Origin of the sequence: Nocardia vinacea (assembly GCF_035920345.1) — a bacterium.
In the GTDB taxonomy this organism is placed as follows: Bacteria; Actinomycetota; Actinomycetes; order Mycobacteriales; family Mycobacteriaceae; genus Nocardia; species Nocardia vinacea_A.
The window spans coordinates 5,887,342-5,911,606 of the sequence record NZ_CP109149.1; the positions used below are offsets into that span (position 1 = coordinate 5,887,342).

Below are 24,265 nucleotides of genomic sequence, written 5' to 3' on the forward strand. Positions count from 1 at the left end.
GATGTCCGATATCACGACCGCCGACGGAGTTGTCCGCGGTTACCGCGGCCGTCGCGTCCTGCGCTGGCGCTCCCTGCCATATGCCGCCCCACCTGTGGGCGACCTGCGATTTCGCGCGCCGCAACCGGTGGCCCCGTGGGCCGGTGTCCGCGAGGCCACCGCATTCGGGTTCGCCGCGATGCAGCATCGCGCCGGTGCCAGGATCGGGCCGCGCCGGTATCAGCCGACCAATGAAGACGCCCTGACACTCAATGTCGTCACACCGATCGAACCTTCGTCGGCACCGCGGCCGGTCCTGGTGTTCATTCATGGCGGTGGGTATCTGACCGGTACCTCGGCGCTCGGTCTGTATTCCGGTGCGCGACTGGCGGTCGGCGGCGATGTGATCGTGGTGTCGCTGAACTACCGGCTCGGCGCGTTCGGCTATGTCGATTTCGGTGAATTCAGCACGCCTGAGCGACCTTTCGACAGCAACCTCGGACTGCGCGATCAGGTCGCGGCGCTGGAATGGGTGCAGCGCAATATCGCAGCGTTCGGCGGAGATCCTGGCAATGTCACCATTTTCGGCGAATCCGCTGGTGCCCATGCGGTGCTCTCCCTACTGGCCACGCCTGCGGCGGAGGGACTGTTCCATCGCGGCATCGCACAGAGTCCGCCCGCCGATTGGGGTATGAGTGCCGAGGATGGTCGCGCTTTCGCTCGCCGATGTGTAGACGCGCTCGGCGCCACACCCGACACCGCCGCCAAGGCACTGATCACGGCTGGCGCCAACGACATTCGGCGCGCGGTCGACAAGACCAGCAATAAGGTGCTGCGGGAACGGCCCGGACTGTTCCCGATCGCGCCGGTCGTGGACGGCGACTACCTGCCGCAGTCCCCGATAGATGCGATTACCAGCGGTGCCGCACACAAGGTTCCGCTCATCATCGGTACCAATCGCGATGAGGGCACATTGTTCGCGAAGTTCGCCGACGAACTGCCGACCACTCCGGGACGCCTGCATGCCCTGCTCACCCGTGACGGTGGTGCGGAACTCGAATCCCGCGTCGTAGCAGCCTATCCGGGCTATCCGGATGCGAAGGTCGCCGTTCGTGCCGGTGGGGATTACGTGTTCTGGCGGCCGTCCGTCACCGTGGCGGCGGGGCACAGTCGCTACGCACCGACCTATTCCTACCGTTACGACTTCGCCCCGCGCGCACTGCGTCTCGCCGGGGTCGGCGCGACCCATGCCACGGAGCTGATTCCGGTCTTCGGTGCCGCCAATTCGCCGATCGGCCGGGCCTTCACGGCGGCGGGCGGGCGGCGGGGGATGCAGTCGGTCACTCGGCAGTTCCAGGACAATTGGCTCGCATTCGCGAAAACTGGGCGGCCACTCCCCTCGTGGCCCGCCTATACCGAAGACCGGCGCACGACGCTGATCATCGACGAGATCACCCGGTTGGAGAACGATCCGGACAAGGCCAAACGTATTGCCTGGCAAGGAATCCGGGTGCCGACGTTGATCTGACCTACTTCAGTAGGCGCGACATGCGGCGGTCCGCGAGTACCTTTCCGCCGGTCTGGCAGGTCGGGCAGTACTGAAACGAGCGCTCGGCGTAGGAGACCTCGCGGACGGTGTCGCCGCAGACCGGGCAGGGCAGGCCGGTGCGGGCGTGTACTCGCATGCCGGAACGCTTTTCGCCTTTGAGGCGGGCGGCGTCCTGGCCGACCGAGCGCTGTACGGCGTCGGTGAGCACCGAGCGCATTGCTTCGTACAGCACCGAAATGGTCTCCGCCGACATGGTTTTGGTATTGGCGAAGGGTGAGATCTTGGCGGTGTGCAGAATCTCGTCGGAGTAGGCATTACCGATTCCGGCGAGCAGGGACTGATCGACGATCGCGGTCTTGATGCGTTGCGATGCGCCGTGCAGGATCTCGCCGAATTGCTCCTCGGTCACCTCGAGTGCATCCGGGCCGAGGCGCGAGATGCCGGGCACGAGTTTCGGATCGTCGACGATGTACACCGCGAGCCGTTTCTTGGTGCCCGCCTCGGTCAGGTCGAATGCAGGCGTCATGCCCTCGGGGGTGAAGAAGTGCACCCGCAGTGCGAGCGGGCTCTTGCCGCCCGGTTTGGGAGGCGTCTGGCTCGGCTCATCGATCCACCGCAACCATCCGCCGCGCGACAGATGGGTGATCAACCAGAGTCCGTCGCACTCCATCCCGAGAAATTTGCCCCACCGCCCCGCCCCGGTCACATCCCGCCCGGACAGCGCCGTAACCAGCGGATCGAACGTCTTGACCGCGCTCAAGGCCGCCACATCGACACGCCCTACCACAGCGCCGACCGCGTGCTCCCGCAGGAACTGCGCCAACGCCTCCACTTCCGGTAGCTCAGGCACGATCCTCAGGCTACCCGGCCCCACCGACATCGGCGCAGTTCACGCGAGCGGGTGTACCAAGATCAGGTGGACATGGTGGCGGGGCCATCTCGACCGATGCCGCCATAGATTCCACCTGATCTTGATCGCCCGGCGCTCGGCTGCGGGCGTTCGACGGCGGGCAGCCGGCAGCGGGCATCCAGCCCAGCGGGCAGCGGGTAGCGGGTAGCGGGCAGCGGGCAGCGGGCAGCGGGAGACGCTTAGTCGGCGCACGCGGGGGGCGGCGCGCGACTGCAGGCAGTGGGGATGCTCGCCCGTGCAAGAGCGGGCGCTAGGCAGCGGGCTCGGGCGCGAAGTGGGTGCGGTGGTGCTCGGCCCAGGTGCAGAAAGTCCGGGGTGGGGTTCCGGTGATGCGGTCGACGGTGGGGTGTACGACCGAGGTGAAGGTCTCCAGGGCGGTGGCGCGTAGGGCCATGATCGCGTCGGCCATTTCGTCGGGGACGCCGTGATCGATGATCGACTGGCGGGCGGCGGCGGGTTCCACTTCGACGTAGCGCAGTGCGCGGCCCAGTACGTCGGCGAGGATTTCGGTTTGCTCGCCGGGGGACAGCGGCTGTGGGCCGCTCAGTGTGTAGATCTCGCCCTCGTGGCCGTCGGTGGTGAGTGCCACAGCGGCGACGGCGGCGATGTCGTGCGGGTCGACGACGGCGATTCGGCCCTGACCGAAGGGCGCGTAGACCGCGTCGTGCTCGCGAATCGAACCGGCCCAGTGCAGCGCGTTGGCCATGAATCCCAAGGGGCGCACCATCGTCCACGGGACACCGCTGTCGCGGACCGCCTGTTCTCCGGCGCGGTGCCAGGTCGGGATCGGATCGGTCGCGGTGTCGTCGCCGGTGCGGCCGGATGACAACTTGACGATATGTTCGACCCCCGCGCGGGCCGCCGCCTGCGCGAGATTCGCGTCGTGAGTGGGGATTTCGGGGCCGCTGGACAACAGGAACACCCGATCGACGCCGCGGATCGCATCGGTGAGGCTGTCCGGATCGCTCAGGTCCGCGCGCACCACCTCGATGCCGTCGGGCAGTCCGGCGAGTTCGGGCCGCCGCGTCATCGCCCGCATCGGAACACTCTGCGCCAGCAACTGGCCGACCAACTCGCGGCCTACGGTCCCGGTCGCTCCGGTCACCAGAATCATCAACTTCTCCTTCGTCGATCTGCCGGGCCGAGCGGCCCGAGGCAAAGTCCACCTTCGGCAGACGTGCCGAAATGCACCATCAACCGTCGAAGATCAGCAGATAGTTTCCATATCGAGCGCGAATGTGAGAGATATTTTCCATGCTCGACGACGTAGACCGCGGCCTGATCCACGCCCTGCACATCGACGGCCGCGCACCGTTCAGCAAGATCGCGGCGGTCCTGGACGTATCGACCCAGACCGTCACCCGCCGCTACCAACGTCTGCGCGCCACCGCCGGACTACGCGTGGTCGGCCTCGCCGACCCGCGCCGCGCCGCACACACCCAGTGGCTGGTGCGCCTCACCACCACGACGGCCAGCAGCCAGAACCTCGCGAATTCGCTGGCTCGCCGCCCCGACACGTCATGGGTCAAACTCACCTCCGGCGGCACGGAGATCCTTCTGGTAGTGACTATTCCGCGCGGTGATGCATCCCGCTCGATACTGCTGCGGGACCTCCCCCGAGCCGCGGGCATTACCGCCGTCTCCGCGCACTACGTTCTGCACACCTACCTCGGCGGACCGACCGCATGGCGTGGTCACATCACCGCGCTGACCGAACAGCAACGAAAACAACTGGAGCCGAACCGATCCGGGCCCGCACCCCGGCGTGGCCTCGCAGGCACCGATGCCGCGCTACTGAACGCCCTGCAACAAGACGGCCGAGCGACCTTGTCGCAGCTCGCCACGGCGACCGGCTGGTCCCAGGCCACCGTCACCCGACGACTCACGGAACTACGAGCGGCACAGGTCATCTTCTTCGATGTCGAACTCGACGATGCCCGCTTCGGCGCCACAACCCAAGCACTGCTGTGGATGTCGGTGGCACCTTCGCAGCTCGATCGCGTCGCAACCGCACTGGCCGGGCACGAAGAATTGGCCTTTGTCGCCGCGACGACCGGCCCGACAAACCTTGTCGCCCAAGCCATGTGCTCCGACCCCGAGGCTTTACACCACTACCTCACCCAGCGCCTCGGCGCATTCGAGGCCATTCACACCTTGGAGACCACGCCCGTCCTCGCGACCGTGAAGGCCGTCTCGCATCAGGAGCCCGGACGCAGGAGGTAGACGTCCATGATCCACCCCTTTTCGGCGCGTAACCGAGTGCGCCGCTCGACGATCTCCTGCTCGACCGCACGCAGCGGGCCCTCGATCAACGTCTCGTCGGGCATCCCCAGATACGCGCCCCACCAGATGTGCACGTCGTCGCCGGGCACCTTTGTGAACGAACAGTCACCGTCCAGCATCACCACGGTCGAGCCGCTGAGTCCGTCCTCGCGCAGCCGACGCCCGCTGGTGATGTGCACCGGCTCGCCGATGCGATGCAGCACCATCCGATGCCGAGCGGCCAAGGCCTGCACGCTGGTGACGCCAGGAATCACCTGGTAATCGAAGCTCTGGGCACCGCGATCGAGCACCCGTTCGATCATGCGCAGCGTGCTGTCATAGAGCGACGGGTCACCCCAGACGAGGATGCCGCCAACACCGTCGACCTGCGCGAACTCATTCTCCAGCAGCGCCGAACGGCGATCGTGCCAATCCTCGACAACGCCCCGATAATCGGCGGGATCCCGGTCGCGCGGCGGATCGGCGATCTCCACGGTGCGGTACGGGTGATCGAGGTGCTCGGTCAGGATCGACGTGCGCACGTCGACCAGTTCCTGTTTCTCGGCCCCCTTGCCGATCACGAAGAACACCTCGACCTGCCGCATTGCCTTGATCGCCTGGACCGTCACCTGGTCCGGATCCCCGGCACCGATGCCGATCACGTAGAGCTTGCGCATGGCTCGAGCTTGCCAGGAACGACATGGGTAAGCTCGCCAGGCGTGGCCAACAATGCTGATACCCAGTACGAGGACCTGCTGCGCTTGGTCCTGGATTCCGGCACCGCGAAGGCGGATCGCACCGGCACCGGCACCCGCAGCGTCTTCGGCCATCAGCTGCGCTACGACCTCGCCGCGGGCTTTCCGCTGATCACCACCAAAAAGGTGCACCTGAAGTCGATCATCTACGAATTGCTGTGGTTCCTGCGCGGCGATTCGAATGTGGCCTGGCTGCACGAACACGGCGTCTCCATCTGGGACGAATGGGCGGATCGCCATGGCGAACTCGGCCCGGTCTACGGCGTGCAGTGGCGATCATGGCCCACCCCCAACGGCACCCATATCGACCAGATCGCCGAAGTACTGCACACCCTGCGCACCAATCCGGATTCCCGGCGCATCATCGTCTCGGCCTGGAATGTGGCCGACCTCGACAAGATGGCATTGGCGCCGTGCCACGCGTTCTTCCAGTTCTATGTTGCCGACGGCAAGCTGTCCTGCCAGCTCTACCAGCGCAGCGCGGACCTGTTCCTCGGCGTGCCGTTCAATATCGCCAGCTATGCCCTGCTCACGCACATGGTCGCGCAGCAGACCGAGCTGGAACCCGGTGATTTCATCTGGACCGGCGGCGATTGCCATATCTACGACAACCATGTCGAGCAGGTCACCGAGCAGCTGACCAGGCAGCCCTACCCGTTCCCGACATTGAACCTGCGGCCCGCGCCGACGCTGTTCGATTACGTCTACGAAGACGTGGAAGTGGTCGGCTACCAACACCATCCGGCGATCAAGGCGCCGGTTGCGGTATGAATGCAGCATCGCGTAGCGATTCGGTGAGGGGTGGCGGTCGGGCGACGGGAGGGCATGACCGCACCATAGGTCTGATCTGGGCGCAGACTCCGGACGGGGTGATCGGCTTCGAGAACACCATCCCCTGGCGTGTGCCCGAGGATATGGCGAATTTCAAGGCCGTCACCATGGGGCATCCGGTCATCATGGGCAGGCGCACCTGGGATTCCCTGCCGCCCAGATTCCGCCCGCTCGACGGTCGCCGCAATATCGTGGTGACCCGGCAGCCCGACTGGTCGGGTGCGGGTGCCGAACGCGCCGCGTCGCTGTCCGATGCACTCGCCGCGAGCGCACCGGAGGACGTCTGGATCATGGGCGGCGGCGAAATCTACCGGGCCGCCATGGATTTCGCGACCGACCTGCTCGTCACCGAGGTGGACACCACCGTCGACGGTGACGCCTACGCACCCGTCATCGGCCCCGAATGGCACGCCGACGACACCGAGCCGTGGCACGAGTCGAAGACTGGCCTGCGCTTCCGGATTCGTCGCTACACCCGCAAGTAGGCCGACCAGTTGGCAAACCTTCCGCATAACGCATTCGGGTCCGTGCAACACGGTTCGAGCACCGATTGGCAGCGAACACGCCGCACACCGCCACGGCGACCAAACCGGACACACGTCACCCGTCGGTCGGGCATACTCCTGGATATCAGCCCGTGTCACCAGCCCTGATCTGGCTGATTGCATCTGCGGAAGGTGGTCCATGGACAAGAAATCGCTGACTGCGGTCGCGCGCCAACAGCTCAAGTTGGCCAGCACCGCCACGAGCGGGCGCAGTTCGCAAACCATCTACGGCGGTCATGCCAATGCGCTGCGGCAGACTGTGGTCGGTCTGTCGGCGGGCCAGAGCCTGGCCGAACACGACAATGCAGGCGAGTCCACGCTGCTGGTGCTCAGCGGCACACTGACCTTGATCAGCGGCACCAACGAGTGGAAGGGGTCGGCCGGAGACCTGCTGGTCGTGCCCAAGGCACGGCACAGCGTCAAGGCTGTGGACGATGTCGCATTCCTGCTGACAGTCGCCAAGTAGGGGCCGACGGGGCCGCACCGCGTGGCCGGTTTGTCGGTGCCGCCCTCTAGGGTGGAGCGCATGGGTGAGCCGCAGCCGATCCTCGAACCGCTCACACCTGCCGCCATCTTCCTCGTCGCCACAATCGACGAGGGTGGCGAAGCGGCGGTGCGCGACCTGCTCGCCGATCTCCCCGGGTTGCGTCGTTCGGTCGGTTTCCGGCTGCCCGGCGCCGGGCTCACCTGCGTCGCATCGATCGGGTCGGACGCGTGGGATCGCCTCTTCGCGGGCCCGCGACCGGCCGAACTGCATGTGCTGCCTGAATTCGTCGGCGAGCACCACAGCGCACCGACCACGCCGGGTGATCTGCTCTTCCACATCAAATCCGAATTCCAGGACGCCTGCTTCGAATTGGCGATGACGATCGGTGACCGGCTCGACGGCGCGGTCACCATCGTCGATCAGACTGTCGGGTTCCGGTATTTCGAGCAGCGCGATCTGCTCGGCTTCGTGGACGGCACGGAGAATCCGGAGGGCTCTGCGGCCTTCAGCGCGGCCTTCGTCGGCGATGAGGATCCGGACTTCGCGGGCGGCAGTTACGTCATCGTGCAGAAGTATCTGCACACCATGGCGCAGTGGCGGGCACTGTCGGTCGAGGAGCAGGAACGGGTGATCGGGCGCACCAAACTCGACGATTTCGAGCTCTCGGATGCGGATAAGCCCGCGAATTCGCATGTCGCGGTGAACACCGTCACCGACGACGACGGCACCGAGCGAAAGATCCTGCGCGCCAACATGCCCTTCGGCAGCGTCAAGGACGGCGAATTCGGCACCTATTACGTCGCCTACGCGGCCACGCCGAGCATCACCGAAACCATGCTTACCCGGATGTTCATCGGAACCGAGGAGGCGGCCTATGACCGGATCCTGGACTTCTCCATCGCGGTGACCGGCACGCTGTTCTTCGCACCGCCCCTCGACTTCTTCGACGACCTCCCCGACGCACCCGAGGTCGCCGCGACAGAGCTCGAGGAATCTTTATCGCCGAATCGTGTTGGCAGTAACGGTTCTCTGGGTATCGGCACGTTGAAAAGGAGCATGCAATCATGAACAACCTCCATCGCGAACTCGCGCCGATCACCGCCGAGGCATGGACAGCCATCGAGCAAGAGGCGACGCGCACCTTCAAGCGTCATATCGCCGGTCGCCGGGTGGTCGACCTGTCCGGGCCGCACGGCACCGACTTCTCCGCGGTCGGCCTCGGCCGCACTACCGTCATCACCGCACCGGATGAGGGGGTGCAGGCCCGGCAGCGGGTGGTCGCGCCGCTGGTCGAATTGCGGGTGCCGTTCACGTTGTCGCGCGAGGAGCTCGACGATGTCGAACGCGGGGCGCAGGACACCGATCTGGATGCGGTCAAGGAAGCGGCGCGCAAGATCGCCTTCGCCGAGGACCGGGCCATTTTCGAGGGCTATCAGGCCGCGAATATCACCGGTATTCGGGCCAGTTCGTCCAATTCGCCGATCACGCTGCCCAGCGATCCGCGGCTGGTTCCGGAATCCGTCGCCCAGGCGCTGAGCGCACTGCGGTTGGCGGGCGTCGACGGGCCGTATTCGGTGCTGTTGAGCGCGGACCTGTACACGGCGGTCAGCGAGACCTCCGATCACGGTCACCCGATTCGCACCCATATCGAACGCCTCATCCCGGAGGGCGAGATCATCTGGGCCCCGGCCATCGACGGTGCGTTCGTGCTGACCACGCGCGGCGGCGACTTCGATCTGCAGCTGGGCCAGGACCTGTCCATCGGCTACCAGACCCATGACGCGCAGTCGGTGCAGCTCTACTTCCAGCAGAGTCTGCAGTTCCTCGTCTACACCGGCGAGGCGGCCGTCGCACTGGCGTCCTGATATCAGACCCGCCCGCGTCGGGAAGCCACCGGTCCACCGACCGGCTAGGTTGGGGTGCGGTATGCAGGAGGTCGAGATGACGATGGTGCGCGCGGGTGTGGTTCCGACCGGGCGGGCAATGCTGTACGGGATGCTCGGGATCGCGGTCACCGTGCTGGTCTGCGGTGCGATCGTGACCGGATTCGGGGTCAACCGGGTCTTCACCGGTCTGCTGGCCGGTGCGGTCGCCGGAATCGCACTGCTGGTCGCGCTGTTCGGGCGCGATGTCGTCGTGCTCACCGAAGGGGCGATCTACCAGCGCACGCCGTGGCGAGAATCCAGTATCGACTGGGAGCGGGTGGTGGCCGGACGGTTCGCACTCGACGAGCGGGCCCGCTGGTCGCTGGCGCTGGATCTGATCGGCGGTGACGAGCGGCACGGTGAACTCGTGCTGCTGTCCATCCCGCCGGTGCGGCGGCCCGTCGCCGGGGCGTACGACATGCGCAAACGCGAGCAAGTCAACGAGATTCGGGCCATGTTGCGGCGCAAGCGGGTACCGGTCACGGTACTGCCGGAGATCGCCGGTGCGCTGCAACAGCATTGGCAGATCGCGCCGCCCACCCGCTGATAGCCGGGGCCCGCAGTGACCGAGACAGGGCGCACTCAGGTCGTATACCTTGGCAGATGTGTCGATGATGAAGGGCGCCAACGTTGCGGTGCCGATGTCTTCAGTCCGCGTCGAGCTGGGGTGGCAGTCAGGTCCAGGGGTTCCGGATGCGGATGCCTCCGCACTGTTACTCGTCTCCGGGAAGGTGCGGTCGGATAACGACTTCGTCTTCTACAACCAGCCGAATCATCCGTCCGGCGCGGTGCGACACGAAGGTAAACGACCGGGACCGACGGTGATCGACACATTGTCGGTGAATCTGGCGCAGGTCGAATCGCAGATCGACACGATTGTGATCGCGGCATCCGCGGATGGTGGCACGTTCGGGCAGTTCCAAGGGCTTTATGTGCGGGTGCTCGATGCGGTGAGCGGGGCGGAGGCCGCGCGGTTCGACAGTACGGGGGCGAGTACCGAGACGGCGTTCGTGCTCGGGGAGTTGTATCGACGGCAAGGGGCGTGGAAGTTCCGGGCGGTTGGTCAGGGGTATGCGACCGGGTTGGCTGGGCTGGCTACCGATTTCGGGATTTCGGTTGATGATCCGGGGGCTGGGCAGACGCCTGCGGCTGCGCCGCAGGCGCAATCGGCTTACCCGCCGCCTCCGACGCAGCCGTCCACGCCTCAGCAGCAGTACACGCCGCCGCACGCGCAGCCGCATACGCCGCCGCCCACGGCGCAACAGTTCACGCCGCCGCACGCGCCTTCACCCGCGCAGCAGCAGTCCGCGACACCTCCGCAGTATCCGCCCGCGGCACCGCCCGGGTTTCCGCCGAATCCGGGGCAGCCGTATCCGGCGAACCCGACGCCGCAGCCCCACGCGCAGAACGCTTTTCCCTCGAACCAAACGCCGCAGCCCTATGCGCCCCCGAACCAACAGCCTTATGCACCGCCGACCGCGTCCAACCAATTCGCCCCGCCGGCTGCCGCTCCCGGCGCGCCGGTCAACCTCAGCAAGGTTTCGCTGACGAAGGAAGCGCCGACGGTCTCGCTGACCAAGCACGGTGCGACCTCGGGCACCATGCGGGTCAACCTGAATTGGGTCACCGCGCAGACCGGCGGCGGTGGTCTGTTCGGCCGCAAGCGCGCCAACGCCCTCGACCTCGATCTCTGCTGCTTCTTCGAACTGGCCGACGGCCGCATCGGATCCGTTCGCGCCCTGGACCGTTCGTTCGGCGCGCTGGATCGCCCGCCGTTCATCCGGCTCGACCAGGACGACCGGACCGGCAGCAGCACGACCGGTGAGAATCTCGATATCAATCTCGACTACACCGCGCAGTTCCGCCGGATTCTGGTCTTCGCCTCGATCTACGACGGTGCGAACAACTTCCAGGGCGTGCAGTCCACCGCCACGCTGTATCCGCTGAACTCGCCGCCGATCGAAATGATCATCAGCGGCTGCCAGGACAACTCGCGCGATGTGATCCTCGCGCATCTCGAGAATGTCAACGGCGAGTTGATCGTTCGTCGCGACGGCACATTCGTCCGGCCGCCCTCGGGGCATCCTGGTGGCGGAGTCCGCGAAATCGCGCGCATGTACAACTGGGGCTTCGAGTTCAAAGCCACACGCGGCAAAGGTTAGAGTCGCTCACAACGATCGCGGGGGTAACTATGTCGATGATCAAGGGCGCCAATGTTGCGGTACCGGCGGCCACCGTTCGGGTCGAACTCGGCTGGCAGGCGGGGGCATCGCCCTCAGCTCAGCAGGCACCGCCGATCAACATGAGCAAGATCTCGCTCACCAAGAACGCTCCGGCCGTCTCGCTCACCAAGACCGGTGCTACCCGGGGCATTATGCGGGTGAATCTGAACTGGTCCTCGCCTTCCGGCAAGGGCATCTTCGGTAAGCGGAAGACCGGGGATGCGCTCGACCTGGCCTACAGCTGGGGCATGGAGTGGGTGGCGGTCGACGGAAAGTCCTGACGTGCAGGCGCTTCAGGCCAAACGCTGGAGGAGTCCGGTGGCATCGGCGCGGAGGCCGTCCAGATCACCGCGCCAGCCGAGCATGCGCATGATCGCGTCGGGAATGGTGCGTTCGGCGTGGGCGGGTGCGCTGCCCTCGTCCGAGCGGATGTTGATCACCGTCTCCACGAGCCGGAACGGCAGGGACTCGGCCCCTGGCACGCCTGCCTCGGCAGCGACCGCCGCCGCCAAAGTTTCGTAGTGCCCGCGCAATTCGTCGCGGCGTAATCGAAAGGCGGCGAAGCGTTCGGTGCGCAATTCCGGAAGTAGGTAGAGCGCACCGAGATTCCGATGCGACGCGCACAGCTGGCGCACGTCGAACCAGGCCAGCGCGTACAACCGGGTGTGCGCAGGCTCCGGCACCGCACGTATGCGTTCGGCGAGATCCAAGGGGCCTGCGATGGTTTCGGCGAGCAGTGCGTCGAGGATGTCGTCCTTGGATGCGAAGTGATGGTAGAGCGAAGCCTGCCGGATACCGACCGCATCCGCGACCGCACGCGTCGAGGTATTGGCGTAGCCATTGGTGGTGAACAGTTCTCCGGCGGCGTCGAGGATCTCGGCGCGTGGCGTCCGGCCGCGCCGGGGGCGCTGGTCGAGACGGGGACGGCCGGGACCGAGATTTGCCACGACGCCATTCTGACACTGCGTCCGACATGGCCGACCGCCGCCATAGCGATCAGACCGGTCTGATGTTTCCAGTGCGATTGCCCAGGTGTGAGGTTTCTGTCACTCGATAGAAATCCAGGCAACGCAGAAGTTACCGGCGTTCCCGGAAGCGATACACGAGGGACACCGAAAGCGCGATCGCGAACGCAAAACTGTCATGCGATAGGTATTGGCCGCTCGCGAAGGAACCCCCATGGCCACCAGAGTTGATTCCCCCGCCCCCGTCCTCCCACCGCCCGCCAGCCAGGACAATGCCGACCTGGCCGGCTTCGGCTATCAGCCGGTGCTACACCGCAAGCTCGGCCGCTATGCCTCATTCGCGGCCGGATTCTCCTTCGTCTCGATCCTCACCACGATCTTCCAGTTCTTCGGTTTCGGCTATTCGTTCGGCGGGGCCGCATTCTTCTGGACCTGGCCGGTCGTGTTCGTCGGACAGTTCCTGGTCGCGCTGAACTTCGCCGAACTGGCCGCGCGCTACCCGATTTCGGGCTGTATCTACCAGTGGTCGCGACGGCTCGGCGGCGAGGTCGTCGGCTGGTTCGCCGGATGGATGATGGTCATCGCACAGATCGTCACGGCCGCCGCTGCGGCAATCGCGCTACAGGTGGTGCTGCCATCGATCTGGAGCGGATTCCAGATCGTCGGCGACGACACCGCGCTCACCTCGACCTCCGGCGCCACAAACGCGGCGCTGCTCGGCAGCGTCCTGCTGGTGTTCACCACGGTGATCAATGTGATCGGCATCGATCTGATGGCGCGGATCAATTCCATCGGCGTCACCGTGGAGATCATCGGCGTGCTGGCGATCATCGCGCTGTTCTTCACCCACACCGAGCGTGGACCGGGCGTGGTGCTGCAAACCGATCAAGCCGCACCCGGGCCGTATTGGGCGGCGTTCCTCGTCTCCGGTCTGATGGCCGCCTATGTGATGGTCGGATTCGACTCCGCCGGAGAGCTTTCCGAGGAAACCAAGAATCCGCGCCGGGTCGCGCCGCGCACGATTCTGACCGCGCTGTCGGTCTCCGCGCTCGGCGGTGGATTGCTGCTGCTCGGTGCGTTGATGGCGGCGCCGAGTCTGGATGACGGTTCGTTGGGCACCGAGGGCCTCGCCTATGTGCTCACCTCGAAGCTGGACAGCCCGGCGGGCAAGGTATTACTCGGATGCGTCGCGGTGGCGATTACGGTGTGCACCTTGGCAATTCAGACCGCAGGCTCGCGGCTGATGTTCTCGATGGCGCGAGACGGCAAGTTGCCCTTCGCCCGTCGTCTGGCCGTGGTGCATCCGCGCTTCGGCACACCGGTGCTGCCCGCGGTGATCATCGGTGTGCTCGGTATCGGTCTGCTGGTGCTCAATCTCGGCAATGCGGCGATCTTCGCCACCCTGGCCAGTGTCTGCATCGTGACGCTCTATCTGGCGTATCTGCTGGTCACGGTGCCGCTGCTGATGCGGCGGATCAGGGGTTGGGACAGTGCTGCTGTCGGGCTGTTCAGCCTGGGGCGCTTCGGAATTCCGATCAACGCACTCGCCGTCGTCTGGGGCGTCGCGATGGCGGTGAACCTGGCCTGGCCGCGTGCCGAGGTGTACACACCGAATGGCGGCGGCTGGTGGATGCTCTGGGCCGCACCGCTTTTCGTGGTGATTGTGGTCGCTGTCGGAGTTGTCGTGCATCGCATCGTCAATGCCGGTCCAAGTACCGAAAGTCTCGAACCCGCTCCCCAGCCGGCCTGACCGGGTGCGCGGTGGTGGCCTCGACGACCGCCACCGCGCAGCATCCGACCAAGTGGCACACACGGACTCGCCCGAACAGCAGCCGATCGCGCCGAACCCGGTCCCCGAAACGTATCGAGCACTCGCGGAGCACTTTTCGCGGCACAAGAGTTCGGTAGCACGAACGAACCCGCACCGAAAGGACAACGATGACCAGCACAGCCTCCACTACCGGAGCGCGCGCGCACGCGAGGTCGCAAGCGGCCGCAGCAACCATCTCGGGGCCGCAGGTGCCGGACAATGTCGCTGCATCGAAAATCACTTACGCCCAACGTATTCCGGCCGGTGGATATGCGAGTGTCGTACTCGGTCGCGGAACCAGGCTCCGCTTGCGGGACCCCGCCGGAGCCGCATGCGCGCACGTGTTGTTGTTGCGGGCCGACGCACTGTGGGAGCGGCTCAATGTCGCCGATATCGTGAAGGTGCCGTGGCAGGCGTATCTGGGCACCGGACATCCACTGCTCTCGGATCAGGGTCGGGTGCTGGCCACCGTTGTCGCCGACACCTCCGGTCGGCACGACACGCTGTGCGGCCCGACGCCCGAAGGCCGCGCGCTGCTGCGGCTCGCGGGCGCCAAGCAGGGACTCCAACCACGGGATATCGGGCCGACCGTGTCCTTCTTCCGCGGCGTCCGCGTCGAATCCGATGGTGTGCTGACCGCCACCGGTAGCGCGGGCGCGGGTTCCTCGGTCGACCTGCTCATCCATCTGCCACTGGTGCTGCTCGTGGCCGACACGGCACACCCGCTCGATGACCGGCCCGCGACGGATCTCGACATCGTTGCCTGGTCTGCGCCGGAAGAGCTTGCCGTGCAGCACAATTCCGATCCGGAGTATCTGCGGGCCGTGGAAAACACCGAACAGGCCTGGACGGCCGCGACTCTGGAGGTAGGGGCATGATCTCGGCACCGACCCGCACCATTGTGCTCGACGAAACCGTGCCGGCGTGCGCGCCATGGTCGACTGTGGTCCGCGCGGGCGATCAGCTCGAAATCATCGACCTGCACGGCAATCAGGCGGTGGACTGCCTGTTGTACTCGGCCGCCGACCACACCGATCGCTACAGCGCGCAAGCCACCATTACCGCACAGCGCAATATCTTCCTCGGCACGGGAAGTGTGCTGCGCACCGATGCGGGCACCGCGATCATGACCGTGCTCGCCGACGAGGTCGGCAACCACGACACCATCGCGGGCGCCTGCTCCCAGGAGTCGAATACGCTGCGCTACGGCCATCACACCCGCCACCAGCACGCCTGTGTGGAGAACTTCCTCACCGAGGCGCTGAAATGGGGCCTGGGCAAACGGGATCTGGTGTCGAATATCAACTGGTTCATGAATGTCCCGGTCGAGGCCGACGGCACCCTCGGCATTGTCGACGGATTGTCCGCTCCGGGAAAGAAGATCACGCTGCGCGCCGAGATCGACACGTTGGTGCTGGTGTCGAATTGCCCGCAGATCAATAACCCCTGCAACGGCTTCGATCCCACTCCGGTGCGGATGGTGGTGACCCGATGATCGCGACCGACTTGTCCGCGACCGGTGCTGCGAAGCCGGTCGGGTCGTCGGCACTGCCGATCGACGAGCATTCGATCGTCGCGGATGGCACCCCTGGGCAGTTCCGGGCGAATATCAGCGTCGACACGGCGGAAGCGTCTGAGATCACCTCCGCCGCTGCGGGATCCGCCGAGCACAACACGAACGGCAGGCTGGAATCGGCCGATTCGGTCGGCCGGAACGACCTCGAAGTTATCGGCGACACCAAGTCGCGGATCGAAGTGCTGCGGCCGGGAATGCTGACGACCGTGCAGGATTGGCCGGGCCGGATCGGATACTGGCATATCGGCGTTCCGCCGTCGGGACCGATGGACGATCTGTCGTTCCGGCTCGGCAACCGCGTACTCGGCAATCCCGAGGGCGCGGCGGGCCTCGAGTGCACACTCGGCGGTCCCGCGCTGAAGTTTTCTACGCCGACCTGGGTGTGTGTCACCGGTGCGCCGACTGATGTCACCGTGAACGGGACCCGCGTCCAGCAGTGGCGAACGGTGCTGGTCCCGGCGGATGGAACTCTCGATATCGGTGCAATAAGCGGACCGGGCATGCGCTGCTATGTGCTTGTCGCGGGTGGTATTCAACTGCCCGAATATCTGGGCAGCGCAGCCACATTCACGCTCGGAAAGTTTGGCGGCAGCACGGGTACTGCGTTGCGTGCCGGTGAAATGCTGCCGCTAGGCATGCATCAGGGCCGGGTGGCGGCGGCGGTGCCGATGGAGGAGCAGCCCGTCCTCACCCGGCGGTGGGAATTGGCCGTCACCGAAGGTCCGCACGGCGCACCGGAGTTCTTCACCCGCAATGACTTCGACACGATTATCGGCACAGACTACGAGGTGCATTTCAACTCCGATCGCACCGGAGTGCGATTGATCGGCCCGAAACCGGAATGGGCCAGGACCGATGGGGGCGAAGCCGGACTGCACCCGTCCAATATCCACGACACCCCGTATTCGGTTGGGGCGCTGGACTTCACCGGCGATACGCCGATCCTGCTCGGCCCCGACGGACCCAGCCTCGGCGGCTTCGTCTGCCCGGTGACGGTGGTCGCCGCCGACCGATGGAAACTCGGTCAGCTCGCCCCCGGCGATGCCGTGCGCTTCGTCCCGATCCGCAGCGATCGCGCCGCCTCGGTTCGCGAACTCGGTCCGGCCCGGCGCGCCGCATGGCCCACGGTGCTCTCCCCCGGCGGCGATGGTGATGACGGTGTACTGCGCCGCACCGATGTCGACGACGAGGCCGGGGTGACCTACCGCCGTCAGGGCGATGACGGCGTACTCGTCGAATACGGCGCCATGACACTGGATCTCGGGCTTCGCGCCCGCGTGCACGCCTTGCACCAGCACCTGCTCGAGGTCGGTGTGCGCGGTGTGACGGAGCTGACGCCCGGTGTCCGTTCGCTGCAGATCCGAGTCGATACGACGGTCATGCCGGTCCACGCGCTACTCGATCTGCTCACCGAGGCCGAACAGCGCATCCCCGCCTCCGACCGGCTCGTGGTGCCGAGCCGCACCGTGCACCTGCCGCTGTCCTGGGACGATCCAGCCACGAGGGAGGCGATCACCCGCTATATGCACGGTGTGCGCGCGGACGCACCCTGGTGCCCGTGGAATATCGAATTCATCCGGCGCATGAACGGATTGGCTTCGGTACAGGACGTCTACGACACCGTCTTCGGGGCCGAATACCTGGTCCTCGGGCTCGGCGACGTCTATCTCGGCGCACCGGTCGCCACCCCGACCGACCCACGCCACCGGCTTGTCACCACGAAGTACAACCCGGCCCGCACCTGGACTCCCGAGAATGCCGTCGGCATCGGCGGCGCGTACCTGTGCATCTACGGGATGGAAGGTCCCGGCGGCTACCAATTCGTCGGCCGCACAACCCAAGTCTGGAACCACCGTCACCCCGGCCATGCGAGCGACGAATCCCCCTGGTTGTTGCGCTATTTCGATCGGATCCACTGGTATCCGGTCGAGGCCGATGAACTCCTCGACCTGCGCGCCGATTTCGCGGCGGGCAATGTCCAGGTGCGGGCCGAGGACGGCGAGTTCGCGCTCGCCGACTATCGGAAGTTCCTGTCCGACAATGCCGAATCCATCGACGGATTCCGCGCGGTACAGGCCGAAGCCTTTGCCGCCGAACGCGACTCTTGGCGGCAGGCCGGTGAACTCACCGCCTGATCGCGCATTACCAGCCGAAGAGCTCCGCCGTATCGATGGCCTCGTCATCCCAGAGTTCCTCGATATGGCGTCGTTCGGCCTCCGGCAGACCCGGTGACCAGCCGCAGCGCCGCCAGAACTCTTCCCGATGTTGCTGAGTAATCCGTCTCGGCTCACTCATGGCGCTCACCTCTGCATTGCCACCGTCCTGCTGCCATTGATTGTGAGCCTGCTCCGGCCGCGACATGCCGGAACAGGCCCATGTTTTCAGCGCAGGTCGCGGAAGAATTCGCGGATATCGTCGGTCAGCAGTACCGGTTCCTCCAGGGCCGCGAAGTGTCCGCCGCGATCTACATCGGTCCAGCGGGTGATGGTGTTCTCGGTCTCGGAGTAACGGCGAATGACGATGTCGTGGGCAAAAACCAGCGCCGCGGTCGGCACACCGGAGTTCGGGTTGGTCGTGCCCCAGCCGCCGCGCTGCGCATAACCGACGTAGGCAGCCGAGCCAGCGGTGCCGTTGAGCCAGTACAGCATCACATTGGTCAGCAGCCGATCCCGATCGATGACCTTGTCCGGGTCCACATTTCGCGGATAGGTCCACTCGCGAAACTTGTCCATGATCCAGGCGAGCTGGCCGATCGGCGAATCCACCAGCCCGTACGCCAAGGTCTGCGGTCGAGTGGACTGGATGGCGATGTAGCCGAACTCCTCCTGCATGAACGCCTGTATGCGCCGGATCCGGTCGCGTTCGAGATCGGTCATGCTCGCCAACTCTTCTTCGGACAGTTGATGTGTCGGTGGGATCGGGGCGGGGCCACCATTGCAATGCACTCCGACAACATGGTCCGGCGCGGCGCGGCCCACCTGCGGGCTGACGGATGCGCCGAGATCGCCGCCCTGAGTGCCGTAGCGTTCGTAGCCCAGCCTGCGCATGAGTTCGACCCATGCCGCGCCGATCCGCTCGAAAGTCCAGCCGTCGTCACTGACAGGTCCGGAGAAGCCGAAGCCCGGCAGCGATGGAATGACCAGGTGGAAGGCGTCGGCGGGATCGCCGCCGTGGGCGCGTGGGTCGGTGAGCAGTCCGATCACGTCGAGGAATTCGACGACCGAACCGGGCCAGCCGTGCGTCATCAGCAGCGGCATGGCATCGGGCTCGGGCGAGCGGACGTGCAGGAAGTGGATGCGCTGTCCGTCGATCTCCGTGGTGAATTGCGGATAGGTGTTGAGCTGGGCCTCGGCAACGCGCCAGTCGTAGCCGGTGCGCCAGTAGTCGACCAGTTCGCGCAGCCAGGTGGTCGGCACGCCGATATCCCAGCCGTCGCCGGGCAGCGGTGCGGGCCAGCGCGCATTGTCGAGACGATTGCGCAGTTCATCGAGCTGCTGCTGGGGGATTTCGATGCGGAACGGGGTGATTTCTGTGCTCATGAGAACCACACTATGAGCCACCTAGGACAGTTTCGGCCCTAGGCTTGCGGCAGACTGTCAGCCATGTTGGAAACCTCCGCGCGCCTGCTGCGATTGCTGTCGCTATTGCAGACGCCTCGCGACTGGACCGGCACCGATCTCGCCGAACGCCTCGAGGTCGATGTGCGCACAGTGCGTCGCGATATCGATAAGTTGCGCAATCTCGGCTATCCGGTCGACGCGACCGCCGGTGTCGCGGGATACCGCCTCGGGGCGGGTGCGAAACTGCCGCCGCTGCTGCTCGACGACGATGAGGCGGTGGCCGTTGCCGTCGGGTTGCGCACCGCGGCGGGTGGCACCATCGCGGGCATCGCGGACAGCTCGTTGCGCGCGCTCACCAAACTCGAGCAGGTACTGCCGTCGAGGCTGCGGCATCGGGTCAGCCTGCTCCAATCGGTCACCGTCACAGTGCCTTCCGCGGGTCCCATCGTCGATCCCGATGTGCTGACCGCCGTCGCCGGTGCCATCCGCGACAATCATCGCCTGCGCTTCGACTACCGAACCCACGGCGGCACCACATCATTGCGCACCGCCGAACCGCATCGCCTGGTGCACACCGGTCGGCACTGGTACCTCGTCGGTTGGGATATCGACCGCGCGGACTGGCGCACCTATCGCGTCGACCGTCTGCGCCCCCGCATTCCCACCGGCCCGCGCTTCACCCCGCGCGAACCACCCGAAACCGACCTGGCCCACTACATCACCAGCGGCACAACAACTTCCCCCTACCGCTATGCCGCCCGCGTCACCCTGTATGTACCCGCCCAGGTCGCCGCAGAACGCATCGCCCCGACCGTCGGCGTCATCGAGGCCATCGACGACCAGACCTGCCTACTCCGCACCGGCGCCAACTCGCTCGACGAACTGGCCATCTACATAGCGACTTTCGGCTTCGACTGCCGAATCCACGAACCCGCCGAACTGATTGCCCATGTCCGCGAACTCACCAACCGCCTCACCGCGGCGATCGACTAGCGGCACACCGGTACGGCGGCGACGGTCTAGATTCGAGGACCGCACCGGGTACGGCGAGTCCGGCCCACCTTGGCGAGGGTGATGGCAGGCGGATTCGGCCGTCGGCCCAACACTTCGCCGAACGCCGCGAATCCAACCGATATCGGCTGGCCGTCGACAATCAGAATCGTCCACTTTGAGACGTGCTGGATGGATGCGCCTGCGGCTTCGAGGCAGGTCACCTCGCCAACGCCTGCCGGTTGCGCGGGGTCCGGTCCGGCCAACTGTCCGTCGGCCCAGGAAGGGATTTCGGTGTTCTAGTCGTCCTCGCGCGCGGTGGCTTCCGGGTTCACCTGATCACGAATGGCGCGCAGACCGGCGACGAACGCGTCCAGTTGATCGGGGGGCAGCAGACCGGTGAACCAGCGTTCGATGACCTCGAGGTAGTCGGGGAGTACGCGCGCCAAGCGGGTCGCACCGGCGGCGGTGAGAACGGCGTAGGAGCTGCGGCGGTCCACCGAGTCGAGTTCGCGGCGCACGAAACCATTGCGCTGCAGGCGGTCGACCAGTCGGGTGACGCCGCTGGTGGACAGGTTGGTCTGGGTGGCGAGATCGGTCATCCGCAGACGACGCTCCGGTGAGCGGCTCAGGCGCATCAGCGCGTTGACGTCGAGGCCCGACAGACCGTGTTTCTTCCAGGTCGGTTCCAACTTGCGCGTCAGGCCTTCGTACGCCTCGTAGAGCAGGCCCATGGTGGTGAGCCTGGGATCGTCGAAGAGTTCTGCGTCCACGGTGGCGAGCTTAGCCGAGATACTTGCGATGAGGATAGTTGACATGCGGAACATATGCGCTAGATTGTTGTCATCGCAATATTCCTCACCGCAACTAAATGGAGATTCCGATGACTACCTCTTCGCGCTGGGTCGCGGGCTTCCGTTCCACACTGGTCGACCCCACCGAGCGGATTCGTTTGGCCGAGCCGCGCAGTTTCGCCGATGAGACCGTGCGTCAGGTGCTGCACCTGGTCGGGGGCGGCGAGCAGCTGCGGGTGCGGCTGACGAACCGTTACGGTTCGACGCCGGTGACTATAGGCGCGGCCCGGATCGCGGTGCGCAAGTCCGGGGCCGAGCTCGTCGCGGAGACCGATACCGAGCTGCGTTTCGACGGCCAGGCGCAAGTGATCATTCCGGCGGGGGCCGATATCGTCAGTGACCCGGTCGATTTCGCGACAACGGCGAGTACGGATCTGGTGCTGAGTATCTACCTGCCGAAAGAGACTGGCCTGGCACCCTTTTCGCACCTGCCGATGGAATCCAGTTTCGTGGCCGCCGGTGATCAGGTCGCCGCGATCGCGCTATCCGAAGCCGAGGAGACCACCTCGCGCTTCTATGTGACCGGTGTCGACGTGCTCACCTCGACGAATGACCCGATCGTTGTCGCGTTCGGCGACTCCTGGTTCGAAGGCGTCGGGTCCACACCCGGCGCCAACCATCGTTCCGTCGACGTCCTCAACGAACGTCTCACCAGCGGTTGGGTTCTCAATCAGGGCATCGGCGGGACCCGCTTGCTGACCGACCAGATCGGCGAACACGGGCTGGCCCGTTTCGACCGCGATGTGCTCGGAGTTCCCGGCGTGACGCATGTCGTCCTGAACTTCGGTATCAATGATCTGATCCTCGACAACAGCACGTCATCGGCCGAGGCGCTCATTGCCGGTTTCACAGAATTGGCCGGACGTGCCCGTGCGGCGGGACTTGCGGTGTACGCCAACACCATTGGCCCGTTCGCCGGTGTCATCTATCCGGACCTGAATGTCGCCGAGGGCCGAGTGGTTCGCCGTGATGTCAACGAATGGCTCCGCACCACAAGTATTTTCGATGCCGTGTTCGATGTGGCTGCTGCCGTCGAGAATCCAGACGATCCCGACTTCATTCGACCCGATCTGGACAGCGGCGACGGTCTGCATTTGAACGATGCGGGTCACCGCATCATGGGTGAGACCATGGCGATCCCGGGGCTTACCGACTAGTTACGGGGCCAAGCCGCGCAGGACGATTTCGATGCCGAGACGGAATTCCGTCTCGGCATCGACATTTCGGGCGTCGGTGGCGGTTTCGACGAGTACCGGGTAGTCGGCCGGGGCCAGTCGGGTCATCGCGGCGGTGCCCGCGCCGGAGAGTGGGCCGTAGTGCTCGTTCTCGAGGTGGCCGAGCAGGAAGGCCATCAGGGTGCGCTGGGCCAGGACTCGGCCGATTCCGGTGAAGCCCGCATCGGTGAGGATGGTCAGCATCGCCTCGATCCAGCGCAGGCTGTTGGGGGCGGACTGGCGGTGGCGCACGACCAGCGGGACCGTGGCCGGGTGGGTGGATACCGTCGTGCGCATGCGATTCAGGAGGGCCGCGACGCGATCGCGCCAGTCCGGGTCGGTCGGTGGCGTGAGGTCGATATCGGCCAAGAGATGGTCGACGACCAGCAGCTCGAGTTCGTCGCGGTCGGCGACGTAACGGTAGAGCCCCATGGTGGCTATGCGGAGTTCCTTGGCAACCGCGCGCATGGTGAGGCCGGACAGACCATCGCGGTCGAGCACCGCGACGGCAGCGCCCGCGATGGCGGAGCTGGTCAGCGAGCGAGGGCGGGGCACGGGTTGACAGCGTACAAGGTACGCGCATACTTGTTGTAGGCGTACGTCGTACACCTACGAAAGGGAGTTTCCATGCCATTGCCGACCACGGTGCCCACCCGACAACTGGTCACCATCGCCGACAGCACAATTCGGATTCCGGACCAGGATTGCCTGATCCACCTGCAATTTCGCCGCTTCGCCGGCTGCCCGATCTGCAACCTGCACCTACGCTCGTTCGCGGTGCGGCACGCCGAAATCCTCGCCGCCGATATCCGCGAGGTGGTCGTATTTCATTCCAGCGCAGCCGAATTGCGCACATACGAAGGCGACCTCCCCTTTGACCTGATCGCCGACCCGTCCCGAACCCTCTACCGCGAATTCGGCATCGAAGCCAAACCCCGCGCCCTCGTCGACCCCCGCGCCTGGCCCACCATCCTGCGCAGCGTCGCCACTGTAAGCAGGGCCGTCCGCCGCAAGGAAAAGCCCGCTCCCCCATCGAACCCCGAAGGCGGGCGGCTGGGGCTGCCCGGCGACTTTCTCATCGCGCCCGACGGACGCGTGCTCGCCAGCAAATTCGGTAAACACGCCGACGACCAATGGTCCGTCGATGAACTGCTCGCGCTCGTACCTGCCCCGGAAACTCGGCCTTGACCAGGAAGTCAGCGTCTGTGGACTCCGTCCGACTTCAGGTCTTTGAGCCGTGTCAGCGGCGCGTCAGCGGGGGCGGGCATGTTCTGGGCAGGCCGCACGGGAGACCTCCCTGGTGTGGCGGACAGAACGGAAAGGGTTGGACAATGGCTGAGGTTGCGCTGGATCGATTCGTTGCGGAGATGGCTGCGAAGTTCGAGGTTCCGGGGGCGGCGGTTGGAGTGTGGGTTGATGGGCGGGAGGTCTTCGCCGCACATGGGGTGACGAGTATCGAAAGTCCGGTGCCGGTGGATCGGGACACGATGTTCGTATTGGGGTCGGTGAGTAAGACGTTCACCACGACGGCGTTGATGCGGCTGGTCGCGGAGGGCAAGGTCGATTTGGCTGCGCCGGTGCGGCGGTACGTGCCGGAGCTGGAGCTGGCCGATGACGCCGTCGCGGCGGAGATGACGGACGAACGCGGCCGGATCGTGGGCGCAGATATGGCCGGACGGATGTTCAACCGGGTCTCGACCACGGCCTGATCTGCGAACAAGTGATAGCCGTTGCCCAGCTCGGCAATGGCTATCACGTGCTGTGCCAGCCGCATCAGCGGCACGGTCCGGTGAGTGAAGAGCGGTTAAGGCGTTGTAGCGCTTCGGCTTTC

The 24,265-nt window shown here is 65.6% G+C and carries 26 protein-coding genes; 18 read left to right on the forward strand and 8 right to left on the reverse strand.

Translation table 11 applies throughout. The features are described 5' to 3' along the window. Window position 1: 1 nt before the first annotated feature. Window positions 2-1,507 carry a carboxylesterase/lipase family protein gene (locus OIE68_RS27010; RefSeq protein ID WP_327093880.1) on the forward strand — a complete coding sequence of 502 codons (1,506 nt, stop codon included), beginning with the start codon at window positions 2-4 and terminating at the stop codon, window positions 1,505-1,507. Between the two features lies 1 nt (window position 1,508). Here OIE68_RS27010 and OIE68_RS27015 read toward each other — a convergent pair whose 3' ends face one another. Together OIE68_RS27015 and OIE68_RS27020 are read right to left on the reverse strand one after the other, a co-directional pair. Continuing rightward, window positions 1,509-2,378: an Fpg/Nei family DNA glycosylase gene (locus tag OIE68_RS27015; RefSeq protein ID WP_327093881.1), complete on the reverse strand. Its 870-nt coding sequence runs from the start codon at window positions 2,376-2,378 to the stop codon at window positions 1,509-1,511. Between the two features lie 310 nt (window positions 2,379-2,688). After that, entirely contained in the window at window positions 2,689-3,552 is an 864-nt protein-coding gene (locus tag OIE68_RS27020) for an NAD(P)H-binding protein (protein WP_327093882.1), read from the reverse strand. A gap of 140 nt (window positions 3,553-3,692) precedes the next feature. Here OIE68_RS27020 and OIE68_RS27025 point away from each other — a divergent pair, with 140 nt between their 5' ends. Beyond that, the gene (locus OIE68_RS27025; RefSeq protein WP_327093883.1) at window positions 3,693-4,661 is read left to right on the forward strand and encodes an Lrp/AsnC family transcriptional regulator; all 969 of its coding nucleotides are present in this window, start codon (window positions 3,693-3,695) and stop codon (window positions 4,659-4,661) included. Here OIE68_RS27025 and cobF read toward each other — a convergent pair. Then, window positions 4,637-5,377, reverse strand: coding sequence for a precorrin-6A synthase (deacetylating) (gene cobF / locus OIE68_RS27030; protein ID WP_327093884.1), 741 nt, complete (start codon window positions 5,375-5,377; stop codon window positions 4,637-4,639). The genes OIE68_RS27025 and cobF overlap by 25 nt on opposite strands. Before the next feature lie 42 nt (window positions 5,378-5,419). Here cobF and OIE68_RS27035 point away from each other — a divergent pair, with 42 nt between their 5' ends. From OIE68_RS27035 to OIE68_RS27070, 8 genes are all read left to right on the forward strand, one after another. Further along, window positions 5,420-6,226: a thymidylate synthase gene (locus OIE68_RS27035; protein ID WP_327093885.1), complete on the forward strand. Its 807-nt coding sequence runs from the start codon at window positions 5,420-5,422 to the stop codon at window positions 6,224-6,226. Beyond that, a complete protein-coding gene (locus tag OIE68_RS27040) occupies window positions 6,223-6,771 on the forward strand; it encodes a dihydrofolate reductase (RefSeq protein ID WP_327093886.1) in 549 nt (182 codons plus the stop codon). Before OIE68_RS27035 ends, OIE68_RS27040 begins: the two co-directional genes overlap by 4 nt. Before the next feature lie 199 nt (window positions 6,772-6,970). Then, window positions 6,971-7,297, forward strand: a complete 327-nt coding sequence (locus OIE68_RS27045; protein WP_040695490.1) for a cupin domain-containing protein — start codon at window positions 6,971-6,973, stop codon at window positions 7,295-7,297. A 60-nt stretch (window positions 7,298-7,357) separates the two neighbouring features. Then, window positions 7,358-8,386: a Dyp-type peroxidase gene (locus OIE68_RS27050; RefSeq protein WP_327093887.1), complete on the forward strand. Its 1,029-nt coding sequence runs from the start codon at window positions 7,358-7,360 to the stop codon at window positions 8,384-8,386. Then, window positions 8,383-9,183 carry a family 1 encapsulin nanocompartment shell protein gene (locus OIE68_RS27055; RefSeq protein ID WP_327093888.1) on the forward strand — a complete coding sequence of 267 codons (801 nt, stop codon included), beginning with the start codon at window positions 8,383-8,385 and terminating at the stop codon, window positions 9,181-9,183. The genes OIE68_RS27050 and OIE68_RS27055 overlap by 4 nt, the downstream gene beginning before the upstream one ends. 76 nt (window positions 9,184-9,259) lie before the next feature. Beyond that, on the forward strand, window positions 9,260-9,790 hold the full coding sequence (locus OIE68_RS27060; protein ID WP_327093889.1) for a hypothetical protein: 531 nt from the start codon (window positions 9,260-9,262) through the stop codon (window positions 9,788-9,790). Between the two features lie 64 nt (window positions 9,791-9,854). Beyond that, window positions 9,855-11,405 (forward strand): TerD family protein, encoded by a 1,551-nt coding sequence (locus tag OIE68_RS27065; protein WP_327101820.1) that lies wholly within the window; start codon window positions 9,855-9,857, stop codon window positions 11,403-11,405. A gap of 29 nt (window positions 11,406-11,434) precedes the next feature. Next, entirely contained in the window at window positions 11,435-11,746 is a 312-nt protein-coding gene (locus OIE68_RS27070) for a hypothetical protein (RefSeq protein ID WP_327093890.1), read from the forward strand. A 12-nt stretch (window positions 11,747-11,758) separates the two neighbouring features. Here OIE68_RS27070 and OIE68_RS27075 read toward each other — a convergent pair whose 3' ends face one another. Then, on the reverse strand, window positions 11,759-12,412 hold the full coding sequence (locus OIE68_RS27075; protein WP_327093891.1) for a helix-turn-helix domain-containing protein: 654 nt from the start codon (window positions 12,410-12,412) through the stop codon (window positions 11,759-11,761). A gap of 232 nt (window positions 12,413-12,644) precedes the next feature. On the opposite strand from OIE68_RS27075, the gene OIE68_RS27080 reads away from it, so the two are divergent. From OIE68_RS27080 to OIE68_RS27095, 4 genes are all read left to right on the forward strand, one after another. Next, the gene (locus OIE68_RS27080) at window positions 12,645-14,180 is read left to right on the forward strand and encodes an amino acid permease (protein WP_327093892.1); all 1,536 of its coding nucleotides are present in this window, start codon (window positions 12,645-12,647) and stop codon (window positions 14,178-14,180) included. A gap of 188 nt (window positions 14,181-14,368) precedes the next feature. Then, window positions 14,369-15,118: a DUF1989 domain-containing protein gene (locus OIE68_RS27085; RefSeq protein ID WP_327093893.1), complete on the forward strand. Its 750-nt coding sequence runs from the start codon at window positions 14,369-14,371 to the stop codon at window positions 15,116-15,118. Further along, a complete protein-coding gene (locus OIE68_RS27090) occupies window positions 15,115-15,735 on the forward strand; it encodes an urea amidolyase associated protein UAAP2 (RefSeq protein ID WP_327093894.1) in 621 nt (206 codons plus the stop codon). Before OIE68_RS27085 ends, OIE68_RS27090 begins: the two co-directional genes overlap by 4 nt. Next, the gene (locus OIE68_RS27095; RefSeq protein ID WP_327093895.1) at window positions 15,732-17,951 is read left to right on the forward strand and encodes a 5-oxoprolinase/urea amidolyase family protein; all 2,220 of its coding nucleotides are present in this window, start codon (window positions 15,732-15,734) and stop codon (window positions 17,949-17,951) included. The genes OIE68_RS27090 and OIE68_RS27095 overlap by 4 nt, the downstream gene beginning before the upstream one ends. Before the next feature lie 7 nt (window positions 17,952-17,958). On the opposite strand, the gene OIE68_RS27100 is transcribed toward OIE68_RS27095, so the two are convergent. Both OIE68_RS27100 and OIE68_RS27105 read right to left on the reverse strand, forming a co-directional pair. Beyond that, complete coding sequence (locus tag OIE68_RS27100; protein WP_327093896.1) at window positions 17,959-18,111, reverse strand: hypothetical protein; 153 nt, start codon at window positions 18,109-18,111, stop codon at window positions 17,959-17,961. A gap of 86 nt (window positions 18,112-18,197) precedes the next feature. After that, window positions 18,198-19,355 carry an epoxide hydrolase family protein gene (locus tag OIE68_RS27105; RefSeq protein ID WP_327093897.1) on the reverse strand — a complete coding sequence of 386 codons (1,158 nt, stop codon included), beginning with the start codon at window positions 19,353-19,355 and terminating at the stop codon, window positions 18,198-18,200. Window positions 19,356-19,418: 63 nt separating this feature from the next. On the opposite strand from OIE68_RS27105, the gene OIE68_RS27110 reads away from it, so the two are divergent. Beyond that, window positions 19,419-20,369: a YafY family protein gene (locus tag OIE68_RS27110; protein ID WP_327093898.1), complete on the forward strand. Its 951-nt coding sequence runs from the start codon at window positions 19,419-19,421 to the stop codon at window positions 20,367-20,369. Window positions 20,370-20,665: 296 nt separating this feature from the next. On the opposite strand, the gene OIE68_RS27115 is transcribed toward OIE68_RS27110, so the two are convergent. Next, a complete protein-coding gene (locus OIE68_RS27115) occupies window positions 20,666-21,139 on the reverse strand; it encodes a MarR family winged helix-turn-helix transcriptional regulator (protein ID WP_327093899.1) in 474 nt (157 codons plus the stop codon). A 110-nt stretch (window positions 21,140-21,249) separates the two neighbouring features. Between OIE68_RS27115 and OIE68_RS27120 the strand changes: the two genes are divergently transcribed. After that, window positions 21,250-22,377, forward strand: a complete 1,128-nt coding sequence (locus OIE68_RS27120) for a GDSL-type esterase/lipase family protein (RefSeq protein WP_327093900.1) — start codon at window positions 21,250-21,252, stop codon at window positions 22,375-22,377. Here OIE68_RS27120 and OIE68_RS27125 read toward each other — a convergent pair whose 3' ends face one another. Next, window positions 22,378-22,989: a TetR/AcrR family transcriptional regulator gene (locus OIE68_RS27125; protein WP_327093901.1), complete on the reverse strand. Its 612-nt coding sequence runs from the start codon at window positions 22,987-22,989 to the stop codon at window positions 22,378-22,380. It lies immediately after the preceding gene. A gap of 72 nt (window positions 22,990-23,061) precedes the next feature. On the opposite strand from OIE68_RS27125, the gene OIE68_RS27130 reads away from it, so the two are divergent. Further along, window positions 23,062-23,622, forward strand: a complete 561-nt coding sequence (locus OIE68_RS27130; RefSeq protein ID WP_327093902.1) for a peroxiredoxin-like family protein — start codon at window positions 23,062-23,064, stop codon at window positions 23,620-23,622. A gap of 143 nt (window positions 23,623-23,765) precedes the next feature. After that, window positions 23,766-24,143, forward strand: a complete 378-nt coding sequence (locus OIE68_RS27135; RefSeq protein WP_327093903.1) for a serine hydrolase domain-containing protein — start codon at window positions 23,766-23,768, stop codon at window positions 24,141-24,143. Window positions 24,144-24,265: the final 122 nt, after the last annotated feature.